Below are 19440 nucleotides of genomic sequence, written 5' to 3' on the forward strand. Positions count from 1 at the left end.
CGAATTGCGCGTTACAAACGCCGTTGAGCTCGCAGTTTATGCGGGCATTAGCAATCGAGCTTTTTGAAATTTCGCTCGCCAGCACGCGGTTAAATTTAGCCGCAAGCGGGATGGTGAAGTTGCCGTGCCCGCAGTACAGCTCCAGCAGATCGCGCGCTGCGGAGCTTTCTTGGCGTACGGCATATTGTTCGCGACTCGAATTTTGCTCGGCTGAATTTTTGCAGGCTGAATTTTGCGCGCTTTTCTTTTCACAATCCAAATTTTGCGCAGCGGAATTTTGCACTTCCAAATCCTTGCGAGCGAAATTTTTATCCGCAGAGCTCTCGCCTGCGGATGCACAGTTAGGTTTCACGGAATTTTCGCCGTTAAATTCTACGCGAGCGAAATTTGCCTTAACGGAATTTCGGCAAGCAGCGTTAAATTCGGCGGAATTTTCAGAAGCGAAATTTCGATCCATAAAATTTTGCGCAGCGGACTGCTCACAGCCCAAATTTTGCGCGGCGGAATTCTCCGCTATGGAGTTCTTTGTGGCGAAATTCCGTGCGGCAAAATTTTTTTCAGTAAAATTCTTTGCGGCGGAATTCTGCGCGGCGCGTACTTCGCTCGTGCCCTCTTTACCGAAGTCCACGCAACTTCTCGCCCAGGCGATCATCTTTTCGTTCACGCCGCGGTTGGGCTGGATGAAGGCGTTTTCGCCGAAGCGAAATTTATAAACTCGCCCGTCCACGCAAAGCTCGTCTGTGAGGCTTAGCTCGCCGCTTAGCAGCTTCTGTCCACGCGCGCGAGCCATGACCCCGATGTCAAGTTTGCCCGCCAGCTCGCAAATCGCCTCCTGCTCGCGCTCGCCCAGGCGCTTGTGATAAAGCAGCGTCGCCAAAATCCCGCTAGCGCACGAGATAAACTCGACGCCGAAGAGCCTTTCTTTTAAAGCTTCGCTCCGCCTAAGCGCCTCTAGCAGCCGCGGCATTAAATTTGCGATAGGAAGCGCTACCTTGGGGCATTCGTTAATTAAAATTTTCTTACTACGTGCGCCGCCCATCGTGTAAGCAAGATCAAATGCGCTATGCCAAATATCGTGCCAGATGCCAAATTCCGCCCTGATACGATAATTTTGCGGCTGCGAGGCAAAAAACTCAAACTCGCCGTCAAAAAATTCTCTGAATTTATCGGCGATCAGCTGCTTTTTGTATAAAATTTGATCCTCATAGGGCTCACCGAGCGTGCAGCTGCCGCAACTACCGAAGCTTTCGCAATTCATACATCCACTCTTTTACCCACCACGCGCAGTAAAAGAATGATAGCCGCGATACCTAAGATCAGACATCCCCACACGCTAAGCCCAAAGCCCGCAGGCAGGTAGCCGCAAATGATACTGATGCCGCAAACGACCAGCGCATAGGTCATCTGCGTGCTTACGTGCTCGATGTGATCGCAGCCTGCGCCCATCGAAGAGAGGATCGTCGTATCAGAAATCGGCGAGCAGTGATCGCCGAAGATCGCCCCCGTAAGCACCGCGCTTACGTTTACGCACATAAAAACGTGAAATTCCTCGCCGCTAAGGCCATATTTTTGCCCCACGGCGTGAGCAAGAGGCACGGCCAGAGGGGTAACGATGCCCATAGTACCGAAGCTCGTGCCCGTTGAAAATGAGATAAACGAGCTAAGCACGAAGATTACGATCGCAAGAGCAAAGCGCGGCGTAGCGTCGCTTAGAAGTTCGACCAAGTAGCGCGAAGTGCCAAGCTCCTTGATAACAGAGCTTAGCGACCACGCAAAAAGCAGGATTATGACGGTATTTAGCATGCTTTTCCAGCCGCCAACCCAGACCTCGATCGCCTCTTTAATGCCGTAAATTTTTTGCGCGATTCCCAAAACGACAGCGATGATCGACGAAAAGAGCGCGGATTGAAACAGCACGACCGAGGCGTCCGCTGCGCTAAATGCGGTGCGGATCGAGGTAAAGCTAAGAGGGGCTGCCTTGACCGCCTCCAAAGCCTCGCCCTCCAGCGAGCTGTAGCCATTAAAATAAAACCCGATGACGGAAAGGACGATCATAGCTCCTAGCGGGATTATCGCGTTTAGCTTGCGAAGTGCGACGCCCTCTTTGGGTACAAAAATTTGATCCTCTAAATTTTTGATCTTAAAATCCGCAGCTCCGCTCTTGCCGCCACGAGATGCGATCTCTGCGCGATACATCGAGCCAAACTCCCTACTCATCACGGCGGTAGCGACTACGAAAAAGATCATGAAAATATTATAAAATCTATACGGGATCGTCTCTACAAAGACGGTAAAGGCGTTTATGTTTTCTATGCCGATCTGCGAGTAGGCCTCTTTGATCGCCGAAATTTCGACTCCGACCCAGGTGGAGATCACCGCGATGCCGGTGATCGGCGCAGCGGTCGCGTCGATGATGAAGGCAAATTTCGCGCGCGAAATTTTAAATTTATCCATAAGCGGTCGCATGATAGGGCCCACGATCAGCGCGTTTGCGTAATCGTCGAAAAATATCACGATACCCATCAGCCAGGTGTAAATTTGCCCCAAAACTGGAGTGTCTGCATGCTTGCTAAGCCAGAGCGCAAGCGCCTTCGTGCCGCCGCTTTTGGTCACCAAAGCGATGAGCCCGCCGATACACATGACCTGAAGCAAAATGCCCGCATTCCACGTATCAGCCATCGATTTTACCATGCGCGAGCATAGATCTGTAAAAGCGAAAAGCGCCGAAGCTGCGATATTTTGATCGACCATACTGATGAGAAAGGTTCCGCTTAGCACGCCTAAAAACAGCGACAAAATCACGTCCTTGGTGATAAAAGCAAGCACGATCGCCGCAACCGGCGGGATAAGCGTCAGCATGCCGTAAAGCTCGCTGTTTCGCACGGCGGGCTCCACGTCCGCAAGCGCCAGCGCGGGCAAAAAAATCGCCGTAAAGATAAGCAAATTTTTTAACATTTTAATCCTTGATGATTGATAAAATTTTAAAATTTAACCTCCGATCGGGGGTTAAATTTTAAAATTCTGCGCACTTTGCAGCAAATTCGTATTCACGCGCTTTCTTTTACGGCGATTTTTGAGTGCCTTAATCGCACAGCAAGCTCTACAATTTTGCTGCGTTTGCAATTTTGCGAACGCATTTTTAAGCAATTTATCGCGCAGAAAAATCTCTCCGGTGCAAAATACCGCGCGCGGCGTAATCAAAAAGCGTTTTATAAGTGCATTTAAATTCTACTTAACATAGCAAAAGCCCCCAAGTCAAGGTAAAATTCCGCAACACTGCGACACTTGCTTTGCCGCAAAAGGATAAATTTTTCGCGCAAAATTTGACGAAATCCCGCTCTTGATCGCAAACCAAAATCCCTCGGCAAAAATTTTATCGCGCATAAACGCACAAATATCGCCATTTTTAAAGCTCGTCTGCGCGTTTATAAAATTTCAGTGCATGCAACCTGCGCAAGCAAAGCGATAAAATTTTAAAGCGTTAAATTCTACCAACTCGCACTCGAAAAATCCGCTAAATCTATAGAATTTACAAAGCGGCAAAACATTAAATTTAAAGCTTATAAGGCTTTTGCAAACCCAAAACGCCGCAAACCCAAAACGACGACGAAACGGCGAGCGACCCTTTAAATCAAGCCCGCTAATTTTCACGCTCAGGTGCATCTTGCGGATCGCTCGTAAAATCATCGCTTACTTGCGTAGGACTTAATCCAAGCGAGCGCAAATAGCTCTGCGTAGCCGCTTCACCACCCGCAAGCGCGTAGTCTAGCGCATTTAGCCCCGCCTCGTCGGCCGCCTTTTCGTTTGCGCCCGATTTTACGAGCAATTCAACGATCTGCTTGGTACTTTTTTGCGCCGCAAACATCAGCAGTGTCTTGCCCGCTCCTGAACGCTCACAGCCGTCGCTACGCTCGCCTAGCGATGCTAGAGCCTGGGCCTCGGCGCTGCCGATCTGGCGGACATTTACGCTAGCGTGCGAGTAGATTAGCAACTTTACGAGCTCATAATTTTTTGCCGCGGCGGCGAAAAATATCGGAGTTTGCCCAAGCGAGTTTTTATAGCCAACCAAGGCGCCTTTAGAGATCATAAATTTAGCGCTTTGAACGTTATTCATCGCGTAAAATAGAGAGTTTTCCTCGCCAGCATTCACCTGCGCGCCTCGCTCGATCAAAGCGCCGCTAAAGCGCTCGTCATATCCTAGCAAAAGTGCCAGATCCAGGGCATTATCAAGCTCGTAAATTGCAAAATCCTTGCTAAAAAGTAGCGTACGAAACTCATCTGCACCTACTCCGCCTTTTAGCGCCAGCTCAAGCTCACCGTAATCTCCCGCCTTGCGATCCTTTGCGGCGTATGCGATAAATTCCGCTATCACGGCGCTTGCCAGCTCATCGGCGTCGTTTTTGTTGAATTTAACGGCGAAATAATCTCTTAGTGCCTCCCTGGCTGCCGGGATCTCGCCCATAAAATTGCCATAAGCGATGAAATTTCCAATCTTGCGCTCGGAGTAAAATTCTAAGGCTTCAAGCGATTTTTCGCTAATTTGCGCGTAGTTTTTCTCTTTAGCATAGCTCAAAAAGCCCTCGCCATCCATCCCCGCAAATGCCAAGGTTCGCTCAAGCCTTTTTTCGTTCAGCAAGGCTTCGTTACCGACACAATCGATATTTTCGTCCCTGATCTCAGAAGCCGCGCTTTTTAAATTTTGCAAAAATTCTGCGCCAGCTAGCGAGCCTTTACAGCCAAAATCGCTTTGCAGCAGCTCTTCGTCCGCAGGCTCTTTGCTAAAAAAGCCGCGCGGATCGCTTAGTATCTGCTCGCAAGAAGCGCCAAAAAGCGTGCCGCAAAAAACAAACGAACCCATTAGAATTTTTCGCATCGCTACCTCGAATTGCATTTGAAGCGTTATTTTACCTTTAAATTTATTTATTAAAACTTAGTGCGGGTAGTGGAATTCTACGGAATTTCTTTCAACCTTATAAAATTTTGCGGAATTTTTAAAATTTTACGGCGCAGCGACGAGCGGCGTTAAATAATGGCAGTTAGAGGCGCAGCGACGAGCGGCGCTGTATGACGGCACGGCGACCGCATATTAAAATTTTAAAATTTACGCGCGCCCTAGCGATAAAATAAAATTTTGCAAGCCGTACAAATCTAGCAGAATTCCGCGCTAGGTTTATCGTGAAATAAAATTTTTCAAGTGGAGCCCGTTCCGTGGAATTCTACGCGCATTAGTAACGAGATAGAATTTGCGAGGTAGAATTCCTTGCAGAATGGAAGAATTTTGCAGCGAGTAGAGTTAAATTTCTCTGCGCAAAATTCCGCACCTAGCGCAAAATCCGCCGCGTTAAAATTTAGCAAATTTCAATCTGATGGAATTTAGCACGACCGTTACGGAGCTAAAGCACATCGCCGCAGCGCCGTACATCGGCTTTAGAAGCACGCCGAGCGCCGGATATAGCGCACCTGCCGCGATCGGGATACACACGGCGTTGTAAAACAGCGCCCAGAAGAGGTTTTGCTTGATCGTCCGCATGGCAGCTCCCGATAGGCGGAATAGATATAGCACGCTTGCAAGGTCGTTTTTTATAAAAATCACGTCGCCCGCGCCCTTGGCTACGTCGCTGCCGCCGTTCATAGCGACGCCGATGCTAGCCGCTTTTAAGCTCGGCGCGTCATTGACGCCGTCGCCCACGAAAAGCACCCGTTTGCCCTCATCGGTCAGGGATTTGATGAACTCATATTTGCCGCTTGGAAGCACTCCGCTTCTTACCTCGTCGATGCCGAGGTTGCGAGCGACGAAATTTGCCGTTTTGGCGTTATCGCCCGTTAGCATGACGGTTTTTACGCCGCCTTTTTGCAACGTCTGAATGACGCTGCGCGCTTCAGCCCTGATCTCGTCGCTAAATGCGATGAAGCCCGCGTACGAGCCGCCTATCGCGCAGTAAACGACGCCGAAGCCCTTGTCTAAAAGCTCCTCCGCTTCTACTTCGACGCCCGCATCCACGCCGCGCTCGCGCAGAAAGCCCGCGCTGCCGCAAAGAATTTCGCCGGTGGGATTTTTAGCGACAATCCCCTTGCCCGCGATGCTTTCGAACTCGCCGTTAAGCTTAGAAATTTCGCCGAATTTCAGCTCGGCAAATTTTACGATCGCCTTTGAGATCGGATGCTCGCTAAGCTTTTGCGCGCTTGCTAAAGCGTAGAGATCCTGGGCGCTCAGATCGCTGAAGCTTACCGAAATTTCGCCCTTGCTAAGCGTGCCGGTTTTATCGAAAACCGCGACGTCGGCGCCTTTTAAAATTTCTAAAATTTCGGGATTTTTGATTAAAATTCCAGCTTTTGCGGCGTTTGAGATCGCGCAAACGATCGCAATCGGCGTCGCAAGACCTAGCGCGCACGGGCAGGAGATGATAAGCACGCAGATAGCGGCGGATGCGGCGTATGAGAGCCGCCCGTCAAGCGCCATCCACGCTATAAAGCTGACAAGCGCGATCAAAATCACCGCAGGCACGAAGATATTTGAAATTTTATCGGCAAAGCGCGCGATCGGCATCTTTTTGTTGCCCGCCTCGTTTAGCAGATTTTTAATCTCGGCAAGCAGCGTCTGATGCGAAAATTTCGTCACTTTCACGTAGATGACGCCGTCCGTGCTGACGCAGCCCGCATTCACCTCATCGCCTACGCTTTTATAAACCGCCAAGCTCTCGCCGCTGATGAGCGAGGTGTCGATCTGCGCGCCGCCCTCGACGATAAGCCCGTCGCAAGGGATGCGCGAGCCGTTTTTTACTAGCACCTTATCGCCCGGCTTTAGCGATTCTGCGCGCACTTCGGCTATCGTGCCGTCGTCTTTGATCAAAAGCGCGGTTTTAGGGCTTAGATCGATTAGCCCCTTGATGTAGTCGTTCGCCTTCATCTTGCTGCGCTCTTCAAGGTATTTGCCGAGCGAAATAAAGGCGATTATCATCGAGGCGGACGAGAAATAAAGATTGGTAAATTCGTTCTGCACGCCGTGCGTATAGACCCACGCCGCGGCCGTTAGCGAATAGGCAAACGCAAAAAAGCTTCCCATCGCCACGAGCACGTTCATATCAAAGCTTCTGTTTTTCAGAGAGCCATAAGCGTGATAAAAGAAGTTCTTGCCGCAGTAAAACAGGCTCACGCACGCCATCGCCGCGCAAAGCAGCGCTTTTGGAACGAAGCTTAAAAACCCGCTCATCTCCACAGCCATTACCGCCGCGGCTAAAACGAGAGCGAGGATTAGCCTAAATAGCGCCGCTTTGAGGTTGCGCCGCTTTTTGCGCTCCAAATCCTCGTAATCCACGGCGATGTCGTATCCCAGCTTTTTGATCTTGGCTTTTAGCGTCTCCTCAAGCGCTGGATCAGCAAGCACAAACTCGCCGCTGCCGTTTGCGAAATTTACGTGCGCGTCCTGTACCCCCTCGATCTTGCGACTTACCCGCTCGATCGCATTGGAGCAGTTTACGCAGCTCATCCCAACGATATTTAGAGTGATTTTACTTGACATTGCGTTAGTTTTTAGGCTAGCTTTTCTGCGACGCTAAAACCCAAATCATCCATCTCCTCTTTAAATTTAGCCTCGTCGCGCGGATCTAAGCTTAAACTCACCACTCCGCTTGCTACGTCCACCTCGATCTCGCCGAAATCGTCCTTGAGCGCGTTTTTGATCGTCCTAGCGCAGTTTTCGCAGTGTATATTTTGCGCCTTAAATTTTACGCTTTGTTTCAAAGCCATAAGCCTCTCCTTTGGATTAAAATTTCAAAACTTATACTACTTTTTAATAAATTTTATTTCAACGCCCGCTCCTGAAATTTAAGGGTTTTTCGTTATAATCACCCGTTTTTAAATTTAAGCTTTAAGGAATTTTATGGGACGAGCTTTTGAATACAGACGCGCTTCAAAAGAAGCTAGATGGGGGAAGATGAGCAAACTTTTCCCAAAACTGGGCAAGGCCATAACGATGGCTGCGAAAGAGGGCGGCGAAGATCCGCTGATGAACTCCAAGCTGCGCGCCGCGATCGCCACGGCAAAGGCGCAAAATATGCCCAAAGACAACATCGACGCGGCTATCAAGCGCGCAAGCGGCAAGGATAGCGCCGATATCAAAACGATCTTTTACGACGGCAAGGCGCCCCACGGCGCACTTCTCATAATCGAATGCGCCACCGATAACCCGACCCGCACCGTCGCGAACGTAAAGTCGATTTTAAATAAAGCCAAGGGCGAGTTTTTGCCGAGCGGCAGTTTGAAATTTATGTTTTCGCACAAGGCCGTTTTTGAGACCAAGCTGCCGAGCCGCGACATTGAGGAGCTGGAGCTTGAGCTCATCGACTTCGGTCTTAGCGAGCTTGAGATCAACGAGTTTGAAAACGATAAGGGCGAGCTCGAAAAGACGCTACTAATCTACGGCGAATACGAAAGCTTCGGTACTCTAAACGAAGGGATCGAAAAGATAGGGCTTGAGATCATCAGCGCAAGTTTAAAATTCGTCGCCAACGAAAAGCACGAATTTAGCGAGGAGCAGCTTGGCGACATAGACGCACTGCTCGAGCGGCTAGAGGATGATGACGACGTGCAGGCAGTTTACACCAACATCGCATAGGAGAAAAAATGGAAAGCTTAAAAATTTACGACATCGACGCAGCGGCTTTGGCGCGCGATAAATACGCCGTGATAAAAACCGAAAAGGGCGATATGAAGCTGGAGCTTTTCGCAGGCGAAGCCCCGCAGGCGGTTACGAATTTCGCTAGTCTCGCGCGCAGCGGGTTTTACAAGGGGCTAAATTTTCACCGCGTAATTCCAAATTTCGTGATCCAAGGCGGCTGCCCGCGCGGCACCGGCACGGGAGGTCCCGGCTGGCGCATAAAGTGCGAATGCGACCGCCAAAAGCACAAGCACGTGCGCGGCGCGCTATCGATGGCGCACGCAGGGCGTGATACGGGCGGTAGTCAGTTTTTCGTCTGCCACAGCGCGCAGCCGCACCTAGACGGCGTGCACACGGTGTTCGGACAAATCGTGGATCAGCCTAGTCTGGCGGTTTTGGACGCGATCAGACAGGGCGATAAGATCATCGACATCGAGATTAAAGAGAGCCTGCAATCGTGATTAAATTTAAACCGCGGGGCGCCAGACCGTGATAAAGATCGGCACGGACATAACCGCGGTGCGCAGGATCGCGGCGCTGCGCGCAAAATACGGCGCGAAATTTCTAAAGCGCATTTTGAAAAAATCCGAACGCTCCTCCGCGTTGCGCGACGAAAGTATCGCGGGCATCTATGCCGCCAAAGAGGCGCTTAGCAAGGCGCTAGGCACCGGCATCGGCGCGGAATTCGGCTTTAAAGACGCTAAAATTTACAAAGACGCCCTGGGCGCGCCGCACCTAAAAATACGTAAAAAAATACGTAAAAAATTTCATATCAAATCCGCAAGCCTTAGCATCACGCACGACGCAAACGTCGCAATCGCCGTAGTCGCACTAAAACTTAATAAGCCGCGCTCAAAGTAACGAAGCGAAGCAGCGCACGGTAGCAAGAACTCCGCGTAAATTCTGCGTAAATTTCGCACGACGGAATTTTTGAGGCTAGGCGCAGGTTTTGTAGAGTAGTATTTCGCGGCGCAGTACACGATACGGCAGCAAACTTTGACTATCTCAAATTTTATATTTGCCGACTTAAAATTCTACATTCATGGATAAAATTTTAGAGCACAAAATTTACCGCAACGAAATTTTAAAATTTCACCGCGCCGCAGAATTTTGCTTTAAATTTAAGGCACAGAATTTTATAGCGGCGCTGCAGCATAAACTCAAAAGGTAAAATTTCAGCCTGGAATTTAGCGGCAGAGACATAGACTTTCTATTAAAATTTCACGGCGAAATCGCGCTTTGAAATTTTAAACGGATGCGAAGTCTGCTCCGCCTAATCTATCGCATCATCAAGGATTAAGCGAAAGTTCATGAGCCAATGAAACACGCGCCGCGACGGCATCTGTTCGTCGCGCCCATCTCAAGCAAGAACTTGTGCGCCGTATCTATGCCGAATACCGCAGATAGCGCGGCGTTCTCTTTTGCTATTGTACGAAAAAACGGCGGCGAGCTTGCATAGCTACATTTACTGCTTGGTCTGGCACTAGCTTGAACGACACACAGATAGGCGGCACACACAGAGCAGCGAGCGATTAAATTTACACGAAGAAATTTAAAGATGAAATTTCGCGAGCCGTAAATTTAGCGCTAAATTTAAAATTTCACGGCGGCGCAAATTTCAAAAATTCCATACAGAGCGGATTTAAAATTTTAAGCCGCAAGTCTGCGAGGATAAATTTAGCCGCCAAGAAGTTCACAAGTCTCTGCAAAAAGAAATTTTATCAGGGTGCGACGCCACAAAATTTTCAATTGCTCGTATTTGGGCGGCGAGCTTATACGGCTTACGTTTTCGCGTGAGGTATAAATTTCAATTCTCTATATTTTGGCCGCCCCGAGACTGCGCCTAAAACCGCTTCGTATTTAGGGCTATGTAAATTTTAATCGCCCGCGCCAAGATACGATTTAAATTTCAAGCGCAAAGCGCGGTCGTAGCGCTAGCTTACGTCAAAACGCCCCAAACTACGACTAAAATTCCAAGCCGCGACCAAATTCTCGCGCAACAAAAGGCGGATTATTCCGCCTTTTTTAGATTATCGGCGAGCAAAAACGCAAGCTCTAGCGCCTGATCTGCGTTTAGGCGCGGATCGCACTGCGTTTCGTAGCGCTGTTTTAGCGTCTCTTGCGTCACGTTAAACGAGCCGCCCGTGCACTCGGTGACGTTTTGACCGGTCATCTCAAGATGGATGCCGCCTGCGTGCGTGCCCTCCGCGGCGTGGATCTCAAAAAAGCTCTGCACCTCGCTTAAAATTTTAGAAAATTCGCGCGTTTTGTAGCCGTTGGCGGCCTTGACGGTGTTGCCGTGCATCGGATCGATGCTGTATAGGATCGCCCTGCCCTCGCGCTTTAGCTCGCGTAAAATTTGCGGCAGCCGCGCGCCGATCTTATCCGCGCCCATGCGGATGATGACGTTTAGCCTGCCTGCTTCGTTTTGCGGATTGAGCTTGTCGCAAAGGCGCAAAATTTCATCCGCAGTGCCGCTTGGGCCGATCTTAACGCCGAGAGGGTTTTTGATACCGCTTAAAAAATGCACGTGCGCATCGTCCGCGCCGCGCGTGCGCTCGCCGATCCAAAGCATGTGCGCCGAGCAGTCGTACCAATCGCCGCTGGTGCTGTCGATGCGCGTCAGACACTCCTCGTAGTGCAGCAGCAGCGCCTCGTGCGATGTGTAAAGCACCGTCTCGGCAAGGCTCGGAGAGTTAGCGGCGCTCAGCCCGCACGCCTCCATAAATTTAAGCGTGCGCGAAATTTCATCGCTCAGCTCGTTAAATTTAGCCTCCAGCTCGCCCTTTTTCAAAAAGCCCAAATTCCACTTATGCACCTCGTGCAGGTTCGCAAGACCGCCGCGAGAAAAGGCGCGCAGAAGATTTAGCGTCGAAGCACTTTGATGATACGCCTCGATCATGCGCGCAGGATCCGGCTTGCGCGCCGCTTCGTTAAACTCAAATCCGTTGATTATGTCGCCGCGGTAGCTAGGCAGACTTACGCCGCCAACCTCCTCGAAGTCGCTGCTGCGCGGCTTTGCGAACTGCCCTGCGATACGCCCCACCTTAACGACGGGGCGTCCCGCTGCAAAGGTAAGAATGATAGCCATCTGAAGCATTACCTTAAACATATCGCGGATATTATTCGCGCTAAAATCATTAAAACTCTCCGCGCAATCGCCGCCTTGAAGCAGAAACGACTTGCCCTCGCTGGCGCGCGCAAGCTCGGCTTTTAGGTTGCGAACCTCGCCCGCGAAAATTAACGGCGGCAGCTTGTAAAGGCGCTCTTTAGCGGCCTGCACCGCACTTTCATCCTGATAAATCGGCTGCTGTAAAATTTTATAATCTTTCCACGACGTCCTACTCCAACTCATAGCCCCTCCTAGGTTTCGTAAAATTTCACGATTATACCCAAATAAGCTTTTATTAACCCAAAAAATCTTAAAATAGCGCCTTTAGGCAATTTGGAAGGAATTTTATGGAAAACGATCGCACTAAAGGACTAATGCTTGCATTTGCGACCTTTTTTATGTGGGGCGTTTTTCCGATATTTTTCAAGCTCATAAAGGACGTGGACGCGGTGCAAATTTTAGCGCATCGCGTCGTTTGGTCCTTCCTGCTGCTGCTCGTTTTTCTCTGCTTTACGCACCGCTTAAAAAACGTCGCGCGACTTCTTAGCGCTCCTAAAATCGCTCTCACGCTGCTTTGTACGGGACTACTTATCAGCACGAACTGGGGCATTTATATCTACGCGGTAAATTCCGATCAAATTTTAGCCACGAGTCTCGGATATTTTATAAATCCGCTATTTTCGGTGCTTTTGGGCGCTTTGTTTCTGCACGAACGGCTAAGCGCGGCGGCGAAATTTTCCTTTCTGCTAGCCTTTGCGGCTATCGGCGTGCAAATTTACGCGCTGGGTAGGCTACCGATAATCTCGCTCGTGCTGCCGCTTAGCTTTGCATTTTACGGGCTCCTACGCAAGAAGGTAAAAGTGCCTAGCTTTGAGGGGTTGTTTTGCGAGACGACGCTGATGCTGCTGCCCGCGCTTGCGTTTCTGATCTACTGCGCGCTGAAAGGAAGCGGCGCTTTCGGCCTCAGCGCAAGCGGCGCGCTGCTGTTTGCAAGCGGACTGATTACGATTTTGCCGCTGCTTACCTTCGCTGTAAGCACGCAGTATCTGCCGCTATCTACGATCGGCTTTATGCAATACATCAGCCCCAGCATGAGTATGCTAATCGCGGTATTTATCTACGGCGAGGAGCTTGAGACTTACAAAATTTTAAGCTTTTCGCTAATTTGGTTCGGGCTCGCGGTCGTGGGCTTGGACGGCTTAAGGAGAAAAAATGGCTAATTTCGCTTTGATGTTCGCAGTCGCCCTTGCGGTGGGCGCGCTCGTGTATTTTCAGGTCCAAAAGGCTTCCGCGCGTGCAGACGCCGCAGATCCCGAGCTTAGCTCGCAAAGATATATGAAATTTTGCGATATTTTGGAGGACAAACTGCGAGCTCTAAAGCGGCTTGAACTGCGCAATGAAAGCGCTCGCGAGAGCTATCTAGACGAGCTCGAGGCTCTTAGCAAGGAGCTGGTTTATATAAAAACGATGCATCAAAGCAACCTAAACCCCGCCGTGTGGGAGGGCAAGCTATTTGAGTTTCTCAATAAAACGGACGCTCTGATCGAAAAATACGCGCTCAGCTCAGAGCGCTCGCTGCAAGACTGGCGCAAGCAGCTGGAGATGGAATTTAGGAGCTTATAGTCGTGATCCTTACGATATCAAAATTAGGCTACATATAATAATCGGCTCGGCGTAAAGGGCTCGATCGATGAACCCAAAATTATAAAATTTAGCTGCAGTACTAAGCCAAATCCAGCTACAAGACAAGCTCGATCCAAAAATCAATAAAATTCCAAGCGCGTTGAAAAATCTTAAAAATTTACAAACTCTGCAAAGATTCAAAGGAAAATTTATAGTCTTGCCACAAGGATCGCAATAGATCATACCGAACTTCATCGCAAAAATTGAGCCCATGGGCGAAGCCACAAGACCTGCTAAATTCAGACGAAATGGGGAGGCATAGCAAAGCTGATGGAGGGAAAAATGCAAATTAGACAGGCAGCGCTAGCAAAATAGCGCAGGCGCAGCCAAATACCTCTAAACTAGCGAAGCAGACGAACGAGCAATATAAAATTCTATCTCCTAAGCCGGCAGAGAGTTAAATTATAGCCCAAAACCGCGCGCCGTTTATAGTCATAAAAGAGCGCACCATATTAGATAAACAAAGAGGGCTTGTATTTATTTATTGGCATATCGCAAAACGACACTATACCTGTGTACCAGATAAGCGAGAGAAGCAAAATCTTAAAGGTTAGAAATGGTATGCCAAAATTTCAAATCATCCTTGCATCTTTTTAGTAAAATCTCCGAAAGTTAATCCTATGCGAGCTCTAAAATACGTCAAATTTTAAACCGTGTATAAGCGCTAAAGCGCGTGAATTTTAAACCGCCAAATATCAAGGAATATCAAATTTAAACCGCTCGCGCGCTCTTTTTGGTGAAAATTCCTAAAAATTTAACCGCCAGTCTTTGTAACAATCCCTGCTTTTTACGCTTGCTTAGTAAAAATTTTGCCGTTTCACTTCTACCAAACATCACAGCAAAGGCATAGGGTGTCATACCAAGACCAATCGTAGCCTCTACGTCCGCACCGGCGTCTACGAGAGCTTTGACTACCTCCAAATGCCCTTTAAAGGCCGCGCCCGCGAGCGGGGTTTGCCCGCGGTCGTTACGCTCATCGACTCTGGCGCCGTTTGAGAGCAGCATATTTACAGTCTTTAGCGCGTTATTATAGCTAGCTAGCATTAAAAGCGTGTCGCCTTTGGCGGATTTTAAATTTACGCTAAGGCCCGCCTTTATCATCTTTTCTAGCTCGTCAGCATCATCTCGCCTAGCAAAATCAAGCGCTATAGCGCAAAGCTCGCCATATCTTTGCTCTTCGGCCTGTGTTAATCTCGTCAATTTTTTGCTTTCAAAGCGGCTCTTACGCCATTTGCGTAGTCAGCGGAAATTTTTTCAAAATGTCCTATCGCGCGCTCTTTTATCGCTTCGCTCACACCCTCCATGCTATCTGCGATATTACTAAAAAGCTGCGATTTTTGGCTCTGGCTCATTAGCTCAAAAAGCGCTCTAGGTTGCGAATAATAATCCTGATCTTCGGCTCTGTGATCGTATCTTTGCATCGCGCCTTCTATGCTTATATCAGGCTCTAACAAAGCACGATCCTCTTTGGAACCGCCAAAGCTGTTAGGCTCATAGTAAGCCTTATCGTCAAGCCCATACATTCCGTTATTCATCGCGCCGCCCACGACGTAAGTATTGACCTCACTTACAGGACGATTAACATCTAGCTGGGCGTAGTGCGTGCCGATACGATATCTTTGAGCATCGGGATAGCTGAATATCCTTGCTTGCAGCATCTTATCGGGACTAAAGCTGATACCAGGCACTATATTTGACGGGCTAAATGCAGCCTGCTCAACCTCATTGAAATAATTTTTCGGATTTTCGTTTAGCGTCATGACGCCCACGTCGATGAGTGGGAACTCCTTATGAGGCCAAGTTTTGGTTAGATCAAAGGGGTTAAATTTGACCTCTTTTGCCTGCTGTAGAGTCATTATTTGAATTTTAAAATCCCAGCTTGGAAAGTCGCCCTTTTCTATACTCTCAAAAAGATCGCGTTGATTGCTCTCTCGATCTTTTGCAATGATCTGTGAGGCCTGAGCGTTGGTTAAATTTTTAATGCCTTGGCGAGTTTTGAAATGAAATTTAACCCAAAATCTTTCGTTTTTGTCATTTATAAGGCTGTAGGTGTGGCTGCCAAATCCGTGCATATGGCGGTAACTTGCCGGAATACCGCGGTCACTCATCAGGATGGTTACTTGATGCATACTCTCAGGGCTTAAGCTCCAAAAGTCCCATGCTGCCTCATTTGAACGGAGGTGTGTGCGGGGATCACGCTTTTGCGTGTGGATAAAATCCGGGAATTTATACGGGTCTTTTACAAAAAAGACGGGAGTGTTGTTTCCGACCAAATCCCAGTTGCCCTCTTTGGTGTAAAATTTAATCGCAAAGCCCCTTACGTCGCGCTCAGCATCAGCCGCTCCAGCTTCACCGGCAACGGTAGAAAATCTCAAAAGCAGCTTTGTTTTCTCGCCTTTTTGCAATACTTTGGCCTTAGTATATCGTGAGATGTCGTGCGTAATCTCTAATGTTCCGTATGCGGCGCTACCTTTTGCGTGAACGGCGCGCTCAGGGATGCGCTCTCTGTTTTGATGAGCTAGTTTTTCAAGTAGCTGATAATCTTGTAACATTATACCGCCGCGACTGCCTGCGGTAAGGGAGTTTTGGTTATCCGCGATAGGATTACCCGAAGTAGTGGTTAGTTTTTTCATATTTATTCCTTTCTAATAAAATTTGTTTGTAATTATACATATATAAATTAAAATATTCATTAAATAATAAAAATTATTGATAGAAGTTTAGGCTTAGAATTTGTAATATTTTAAAAATTTTATATTTCTAGCCCATATTTAACATTATAAATTTCATAAATTATGAGGTCTGCTATATATAAATTTATCTCATATTAATATAAGAAAGATGATATTTCGCGATCTTATATAAATTATAGATGCTATATACAAAATACAAGGTAGTGATAACTTAAAGGTAGGATTGCGATGATCAAGATATTAAAGAGAAACGACAAATTTAAAATCATTAAAATTTTATAAAATTTTGCCAAATGCGTAGCGATCATAACCAAAATCTCTACGAAATTTTACTCATTGGCGGACGCGGTATCTGCAGTCTTGGATCCCGCTTGCTCTAGCTGCTTAGACGCATCGCGCCTTAAAATTTTATCGTACTCCTCCACCTTTATCACCTTGCCTTTATACTCTATTTTAAGATAATATTCCAATTTTTCTAAGTGTAAATATCTAAAAAATTTATCCAAATCAAAGCCGCTTGCACCCTTAGGCTCATTGCCACAAAGCGAGGAATAGCGCTTTATAAGCGTATCGTAGATACCTAGCAGCGCCGTATTCGGCGTTACCGAGCCGCATCTATTAAGATCGGGCAGCGAACCTGCGTTGAACATCATTGCACTCTTTTCCCAATCCTTTGGTTGCTCCGTCATATCAAACCTGACCATATCATAATTAAAACTACCTAATAAGGTCTGGTTCAAAATAATCTCATCGTAACAATAATTATCCATATGCTCTAGGTATCTTTTCTTATGCTCTTTCAACAAATACAAATCATTGCGGCAATCATCGTATTGTTTTTGGATACGCTCATCGTCCGGAAGCCCGACTAAATCGTATTTAAGCAGCAGATTTAGCATACTTGCGTCATATCGCTGCGGTAGCATCTGATAGATGGAGCAGTTCGGCTGCCGCTCATCTTTGCGGTGCTTGAGCGTAAAAGCAATACAATGATCGTCCGTCCAAGCGGTAATCTCAGGTCTTACACCGCTGCTAAGCATAAGCTCCGTCATCTGCAAAAATCCGCCTGCTACGGCATAATAGAGCGGATCGGATACCGCACTAGTACCCTCGCTTTTAGGCGTTTCGTAATATTCCCTTACCTGCGCATCGCTAGTATCAGCGACCAAATAGGCATCGCAGCGTCCCGGAGTCGCAAGCCACGGACGAACATATTTAACGCTAGAAAAGCTAGCTCCGTGCTTGAGTAGAACTTCCACGGCGGCGGTAGAGTTATTTTCGATAGCATAGCTTAACGCCGAATGAGAAAAATCGTCCGTGCGGTTGATATCCGCTCCGTGATAGATCAGCTCCTCGGTAGTGTTTGCATCGTTGTAAAAGCTAGAATACATTATCGCCGTTATGCCAAAATGCAGCGGATCGCCCGCAGTGATGCGCTGCTCTCGCATAAATGTTAAAATACGAGCAGTGTCCTTGGAGCGCAAAAGCTTGCGGAAATACTCCATTCGCTCATCGCCCTGCACTACGCATTCGTCCAAATCTAACTCGGCGCCCAGCCTTTCGTGCCAGTATCTCGCTCGCGCAGCGCGATCCTCGTCCGTTAGTGGCGGATTGGAGGAGTTGCCGGAGGTCGCAGCGCGGCTCGCCGTGGAATTTTGCGCGGGCTGAGTTTCGGATCTATCCATAAGTGCACTGCCTGCGATCAGACAAAATACGCCCGCCGTAACAACCAAGCACGCTATGATGAGCTTGGATTTTATCTCTTTCAAAGCAACCTCCGCAAATAAAATGACAAATACTACCGAGTGTGAGCTTAGCCGAATATAAACGGGCGGAATTTCACAAGGCAATTTCGCTCAGGCGAAATTTGCAGGGCGAGGTTTAAGAGAGTTTAGGCGCGAAATTTGACCTTCGAAATTTTACCGATAGAATTCCGCGTAGAAATGTAGCTCGGGTAAAATTCTACCGACGAAATTTTATCCTAACGACAGGCGGCTAGAATTTCAACAAGCACTTCTACGCATAAAATTTAGCGCTAAAATTACGCCGTATTTGCACTCAGTATCGCTACGAAATTTAATGACGGCACCATAAAATATTGAAATTTTAGTTTTAAATTTACCGCCCCTTCGCATATCCTCCTAGATAAAAACCGTATAGTCCTTTTTAATATAGTCTATATTTATATTTTTCTGTAGAAAATACTCTCTAACTTCGTCGTAAATTTCACTGCTATACAAATAAATCAAATAGTAGTGTGCCGATACGACAACGGAATAATATAAATATCCGCCATGCCACGGCTCATCTACTTTTATAAATGGAAAAATTTTAAATCCTTTTATGCCTTTATTTATGCAAAAATACACGACGAATTTTATAAATATATTCGCCACATACATGCAAAGCAAAAATACAAAGAAAAAACCTAACGAGCCGACACAAAATATAACCAACACGATAAAAGATGGGGTTCTAAAATTTTGCGTGGAAAAGTTTTTGCATAATTTATCCTTTTCTACCTTGCACTGCCTTTTAACGACCCCTTTATCTAAAAATTCTATATATTGATCGGTAAATCTTATTTCGCGTTTATTGCGTATCGCGGTAAAGATATATGTAATAACGGAGATTAGTAATATCATTATACAGGCTTCTAAATAATCGTCTACATATATATGCCCAAAATCTACAATATCCCAAATAAAAGATATTAGAAGACCTGATACCTGAAGAAATACAAGAAGATGGGCATAAACAAAAAACTTTTCATAATTTTTGATTATTATCGGATCTTTGTCGTAGTTCCTAGCGTTAGAATTTTTAAATAAAGTAGTATTGTCTGGATCTAAATTTTGAAATTTTCTACCACGCTCTGCATTTAAATTGAGATCGTCTGAATTTTTGTCATTAGAATTTAAAGCCTTGGAATTTGTAATATTTAAATCTGAGGCATTGAAATTTGAAGCATTTGAATTTGAGGTATCGGATTCTGAAGTATCAAAATTTAAGGCATCAAAATTTTGAGCGTCAGAATTTTCCCGCGAGCCTTGCTCTAAATTTTGACGCCGTTCATTTAGAATTTTCTTTAGCTCTTCGAGCCTTGCTTCGTTCATCCTTATCCCTCGCCTGCGATCTTAAGCGATCATATTTTACTTCTTTATCGCTTGGGATAGTATTAAATTTAAGGCTACCTTGCTTGCCAGACTCAAGCATTTTTGAAATTTATTTGTTGAGTAAAATTTAGTGAGATAAAGAGATAAATTTAAGCGGGAAGGTCCCGCTTAAATTTTTAT

The 19440-nt window shown here is 47.2% G+C and carries 17 protein-coding genes; 5 read left to right on the forward strand and 12 right to left on the reverse strand.

Annotation, left to right across the window (positions count from 1 at the left end; translation table 11 throughout):
* From Q0340_RS07695 to Q0340_RS07720, 6 genes are all read right to left on the reverse strand, one after another.
* On the reverse strand, window positions 1–1258 hold a 1258-nt coding region (locus Q0340_RS07695; protein ID WP_298082829.1), incomplete at its 3' end, for a hypothetical protein.
* Window positions 1255–2955 carry a Na+/H+ antiporter NhaC family protein gene (locus Q0340_RS07700; protein ID WP_298082830.1) on the reverse strand — a complete coding sequence of 567 codons (1701 nt, stop codon included), beginning with the start codon at window positions 2953–2955 and terminating at the stop codon, window positions 1255–1257. The genes Q0340_RS07700 and Q0340_RS07695, both read right to left, overlap by 4 nt.
* Window positions 2956–3435: 480 nt before the next feature.
* Entirely contained in the window at window positions 3436–3663 is a 228-nt protein-coding gene (locus Q0340_RS07705) for a hypothetical protein (protein ID WP_298082831.1), read from the reverse strand.
* Window positions 3641–4891, reverse strand: a complete 1251-nt coding sequence (locus Q0340_RS07710) for an ankyrin repeat domain-containing protein (RefSeq protein WP_298082832.1) — start codon at window positions 4889–4891, stop codon at window positions 3641–3643. The genes Q0340_RS07705 and Q0340_RS07710 overlap by 23 nt, the downstream gene beginning before the upstream one ends.
* Window positions 4892–5341: 450 nt before the next feature.
* Entirely contained in the window at window positions 5342–7519 is a 2178-nt protein-coding gene (locus tag Q0340_RS07715; protein ID WP_298082833.1) for a cation-translocating P-type ATPase, read from the reverse strand.
* An 11-nt stretch (window positions 7520–7530) separates the two neighbouring features.
* Window positions 7531–7746, reverse strand: a complete 216-nt coding sequence (locus Q0340_RS07720; RefSeq protein WP_040304091.1) for a heavy-metal-associated domain-containing protein — start codon at window positions 7744–7746, stop codon at window positions 7531–7533.
* Between the two features lie 133 nt (window positions 7747–7879).
* Between Q0340_RS07720 and Q0340_RS07725 the strand changes: the two genes are divergently transcribed.
* From Q0340_RS07725 to acpS, 3 genes are read left to right on the forward strand one after another with little or no spacing between them, the layout of a single operon-like run.
* A complete protein-coding gene (locus Q0340_RS07725; RefSeq protein WP_177388917.1) occupies window positions 7880–8614 on the forward strand; it encodes a YebC/PmpR family DNA-binding transcriptional regulator in 735 nt (244 codons plus the stop codon).
* Between the two features lie 8 nt (window positions 8615–8622).
* Complete coding sequence (locus Q0340_RS07730) at window positions 8623–9117, forward strand: peptidylprolyl isomerase (RefSeq protein ID WP_298027750.1); 495 nt, start codon at window positions 8623–8625, stop codon at window positions 9115–9117.
* 28 nt (window positions 9118–9145) lie between these two features.
* Window positions 9146–9517, forward strand: a complete 372-nt coding sequence (acpS, locus tag Q0340_RS07735) for a holo-ACP synthase (protein WP_297880665.1) — start codon at window positions 9146–9148, stop codon at window positions 9515–9517.
* A 447-nt stretch (window positions 9518–9964) separates the two neighbouring features.
* Here the strand turns inward: acpS and Q0340_RS07740 are convergent, their stop codons facing one another.
* Both Q0340_RS07740 and Q0340_RS07745 read right to left on the reverse strand, forming a co-directional pair.
* Complete coding sequence (locus Q0340_RS07740; protein ID WP_298082834.1) at window positions 9965–10174, reverse strand: hypothetical protein; 210 nt, start codon at window positions 10172–10174, stop codon at window positions 9965–9967.
* Between the two features lie 493 nt (window positions 10175–10667).
* On the reverse strand, window positions 10668–12011 hold the full coding sequence (locus Q0340_RS07745) for a class II 3-deoxy-7-phosphoheptulonate synthase (RefSeq protein WP_298082835.1): 1344 nt from the start codon (window positions 12009–12011) through the stop codon (window positions 10668–10670).
* A gap of 104 nt (window positions 12012–12115) precedes the next feature.
* On the opposite strand from Q0340_RS07745, the gene rarD reads away from it, so the two are divergent.
* Both rarD and Q0340_RS07755 read left to right on the forward strand, forming a co-directional pair.
* Window positions 12116–12988, forward strand: a complete 873-nt coding sequence (gene rarD, locus Q0340_RS07750) for an EamA family transporter RarD (protein ID WP_298082836.1) — start codon at window positions 12116–12118, stop codon at window positions 12986–12988.
* Complete coding sequence (locus Q0340_RS07755; protein ID WP_298082837.1) at window positions 12981–13391, forward strand: hypothetical protein; 411 nt, start codon at window positions 12981–12983, stop codon at window positions 13389–13391. The genes rarD and Q0340_RS07755 overlap by 8 nt, the downstream gene beginning before the upstream one ends.
* 771 nt (window positions 13392–14162) lie before the next feature.
* On the opposite strand, the gene Q0340_RS07760 is transcribed toward Q0340_RS07755, so the two are convergent.
* The 4 genes from Q0340_RS07760 to Q0340_RS07775 all read right to left on the reverse strand — a co-directional run bounded on the left by Q0340_RS07760 (window position 14163) and on the right by Q0340_RS07775 (window position 19260).
* Window positions 14163–14651 (reverse strand): ankyrin repeat domain-containing protein, encoded by a 489-nt coding sequence (locus tag Q0340_RS07760; protein ID WP_298082838.1) that lies wholly within the window; start codon window positions 14649–14651, stop codon window positions 14163–14165.
* Window positions 14648–16084 carry a catalase gene (locus Q0340_RS07765; RefSeq protein ID WP_298082839.1) on the reverse strand — a complete coding sequence of 479 codons (1437 nt, stop codon included), beginning with the start codon at window positions 16082–16084 and terminating at the stop codon, window positions 14648–14650. The genes Q0340_RS07760 and Q0340_RS07765 overlap by 4 nt, the downstream gene beginning before the upstream one ends.
* A 389-nt stretch (window positions 16085–16473) precedes the next feature.
* On the reverse strand, window positions 16474–17913 hold the full coding sequence (locus Q0340_RS07770) for an ankyrin repeat domain-containing protein (protein WP_298082840.1): 1440 nt from the start codon (window positions 17911–17913) through the stop codon (window positions 16474–16476).
* Between the two features lie 372 nt (window positions 17914–18285).
* Window positions 18286–19260 (reverse strand): hypothetical protein, encoded by a 975-nt coding sequence (locus Q0340_RS07775; RefSeq protein ID WP_298082841.1) that lies wholly within the window; start codon window positions 19258–19260, stop codon window positions 18286–18288.
* Window positions 19261–19440 lie beyond the last annotated feature (180 nt).

It is taken from the genome of uncultured Campylobacter sp. (genome assembly GCF_938045595.1).
GTDB lineage: Bacteria > Campylobacterota > Campylobacteria > Campylobacterales > Campylobacteraceae > Campylobacter_B.

Bases quoted from the DNA above. Each gene is read 5' to 3' on its own strand.
- Q0340_RS07755 (WP_298082837.1), top strand. From the start codon at position 12,981: ATGGCTAATTTCGCTTTGATGTTCGCAGTCGCCCTTGCGGTGGGCGCG.
- Q0340_RS07710 (WP_298082832.1), bottom strand. From the start codon at position 4,891: ATGCAATTCGAGGTAGCGATGCGAAAAATTCTAATGGGTTCGTTTGTT.
- Q0340_RS07700 (WP_298082830.1), bottom strand. From the start codon at position 2,955: ATGTTAAAAAATTTGCTTATCTTTACGGCGATTTTTTTGCCCGCGCTG.
- Q0340_RS07705 (WP_298082831.1), bottom strand. From the start codon at position 3,663: ATGCACCTGAGCGTGAAAATTAGCGGGCTTGATTTAAAGGGTCGCTCG.
- Q0340_RS07745 (WP_298082835.1), bottom strand. From the start codon at position 12,011: ATGAGTTGGAGTAGGACGTCGTGGAAAGATTATAAAATTTTACAGCAG.
- Q0340_RS07715 (WP_298082833.1), bottom strand. From the start codon at position 7,519: ATGTCAAGTAAAATCACTCTAAATATCGTTGGGATGAGCTGCGTAAAC.
- Q0340_RS07730 (WP_298027750.1), top strand. From the start codon at position 8,623: ATGGAAAGCTTAAAAATTTACGACATCGACGCAGCGGCTTTGGCGCGC.
- rarD (WP_298082836.1), top strand. From the start codon at position 12,116: ATGGAAAACGATCGCACTAAAGGACTAATGCTTGCATTTGCGACCTTT.
- Q0340_RS07765 (WP_298082839.1), bottom strand. From the start codon at position 16,084: ATGAAAAAACTAACCACTACTTCGGGTAATCCTATCGCGGATAACCAA.
- Q0340_RS07720 (WP_040304091.1), bottom strand. From the start codon at position 7,746: ATGGCTTTGAAACAAAGCGTAAAATTTAAGGCGCAAAATATACACTGC.
- Q0340_RS07775 (WP_298082841.1), bottom strand. From the start codon at position 19,260: ATGAACGAAGCAAGGCTCGAAGAGCTAAAGAAAATTCTAAATGAACGG.
- Q0340_RS07725 (WP_177388917.1), top strand. From the start codon at position 7,880: ATGGGACGAGCTTTTGAATACAGACGCGCTTCAAAAGAAGCTAGATGG.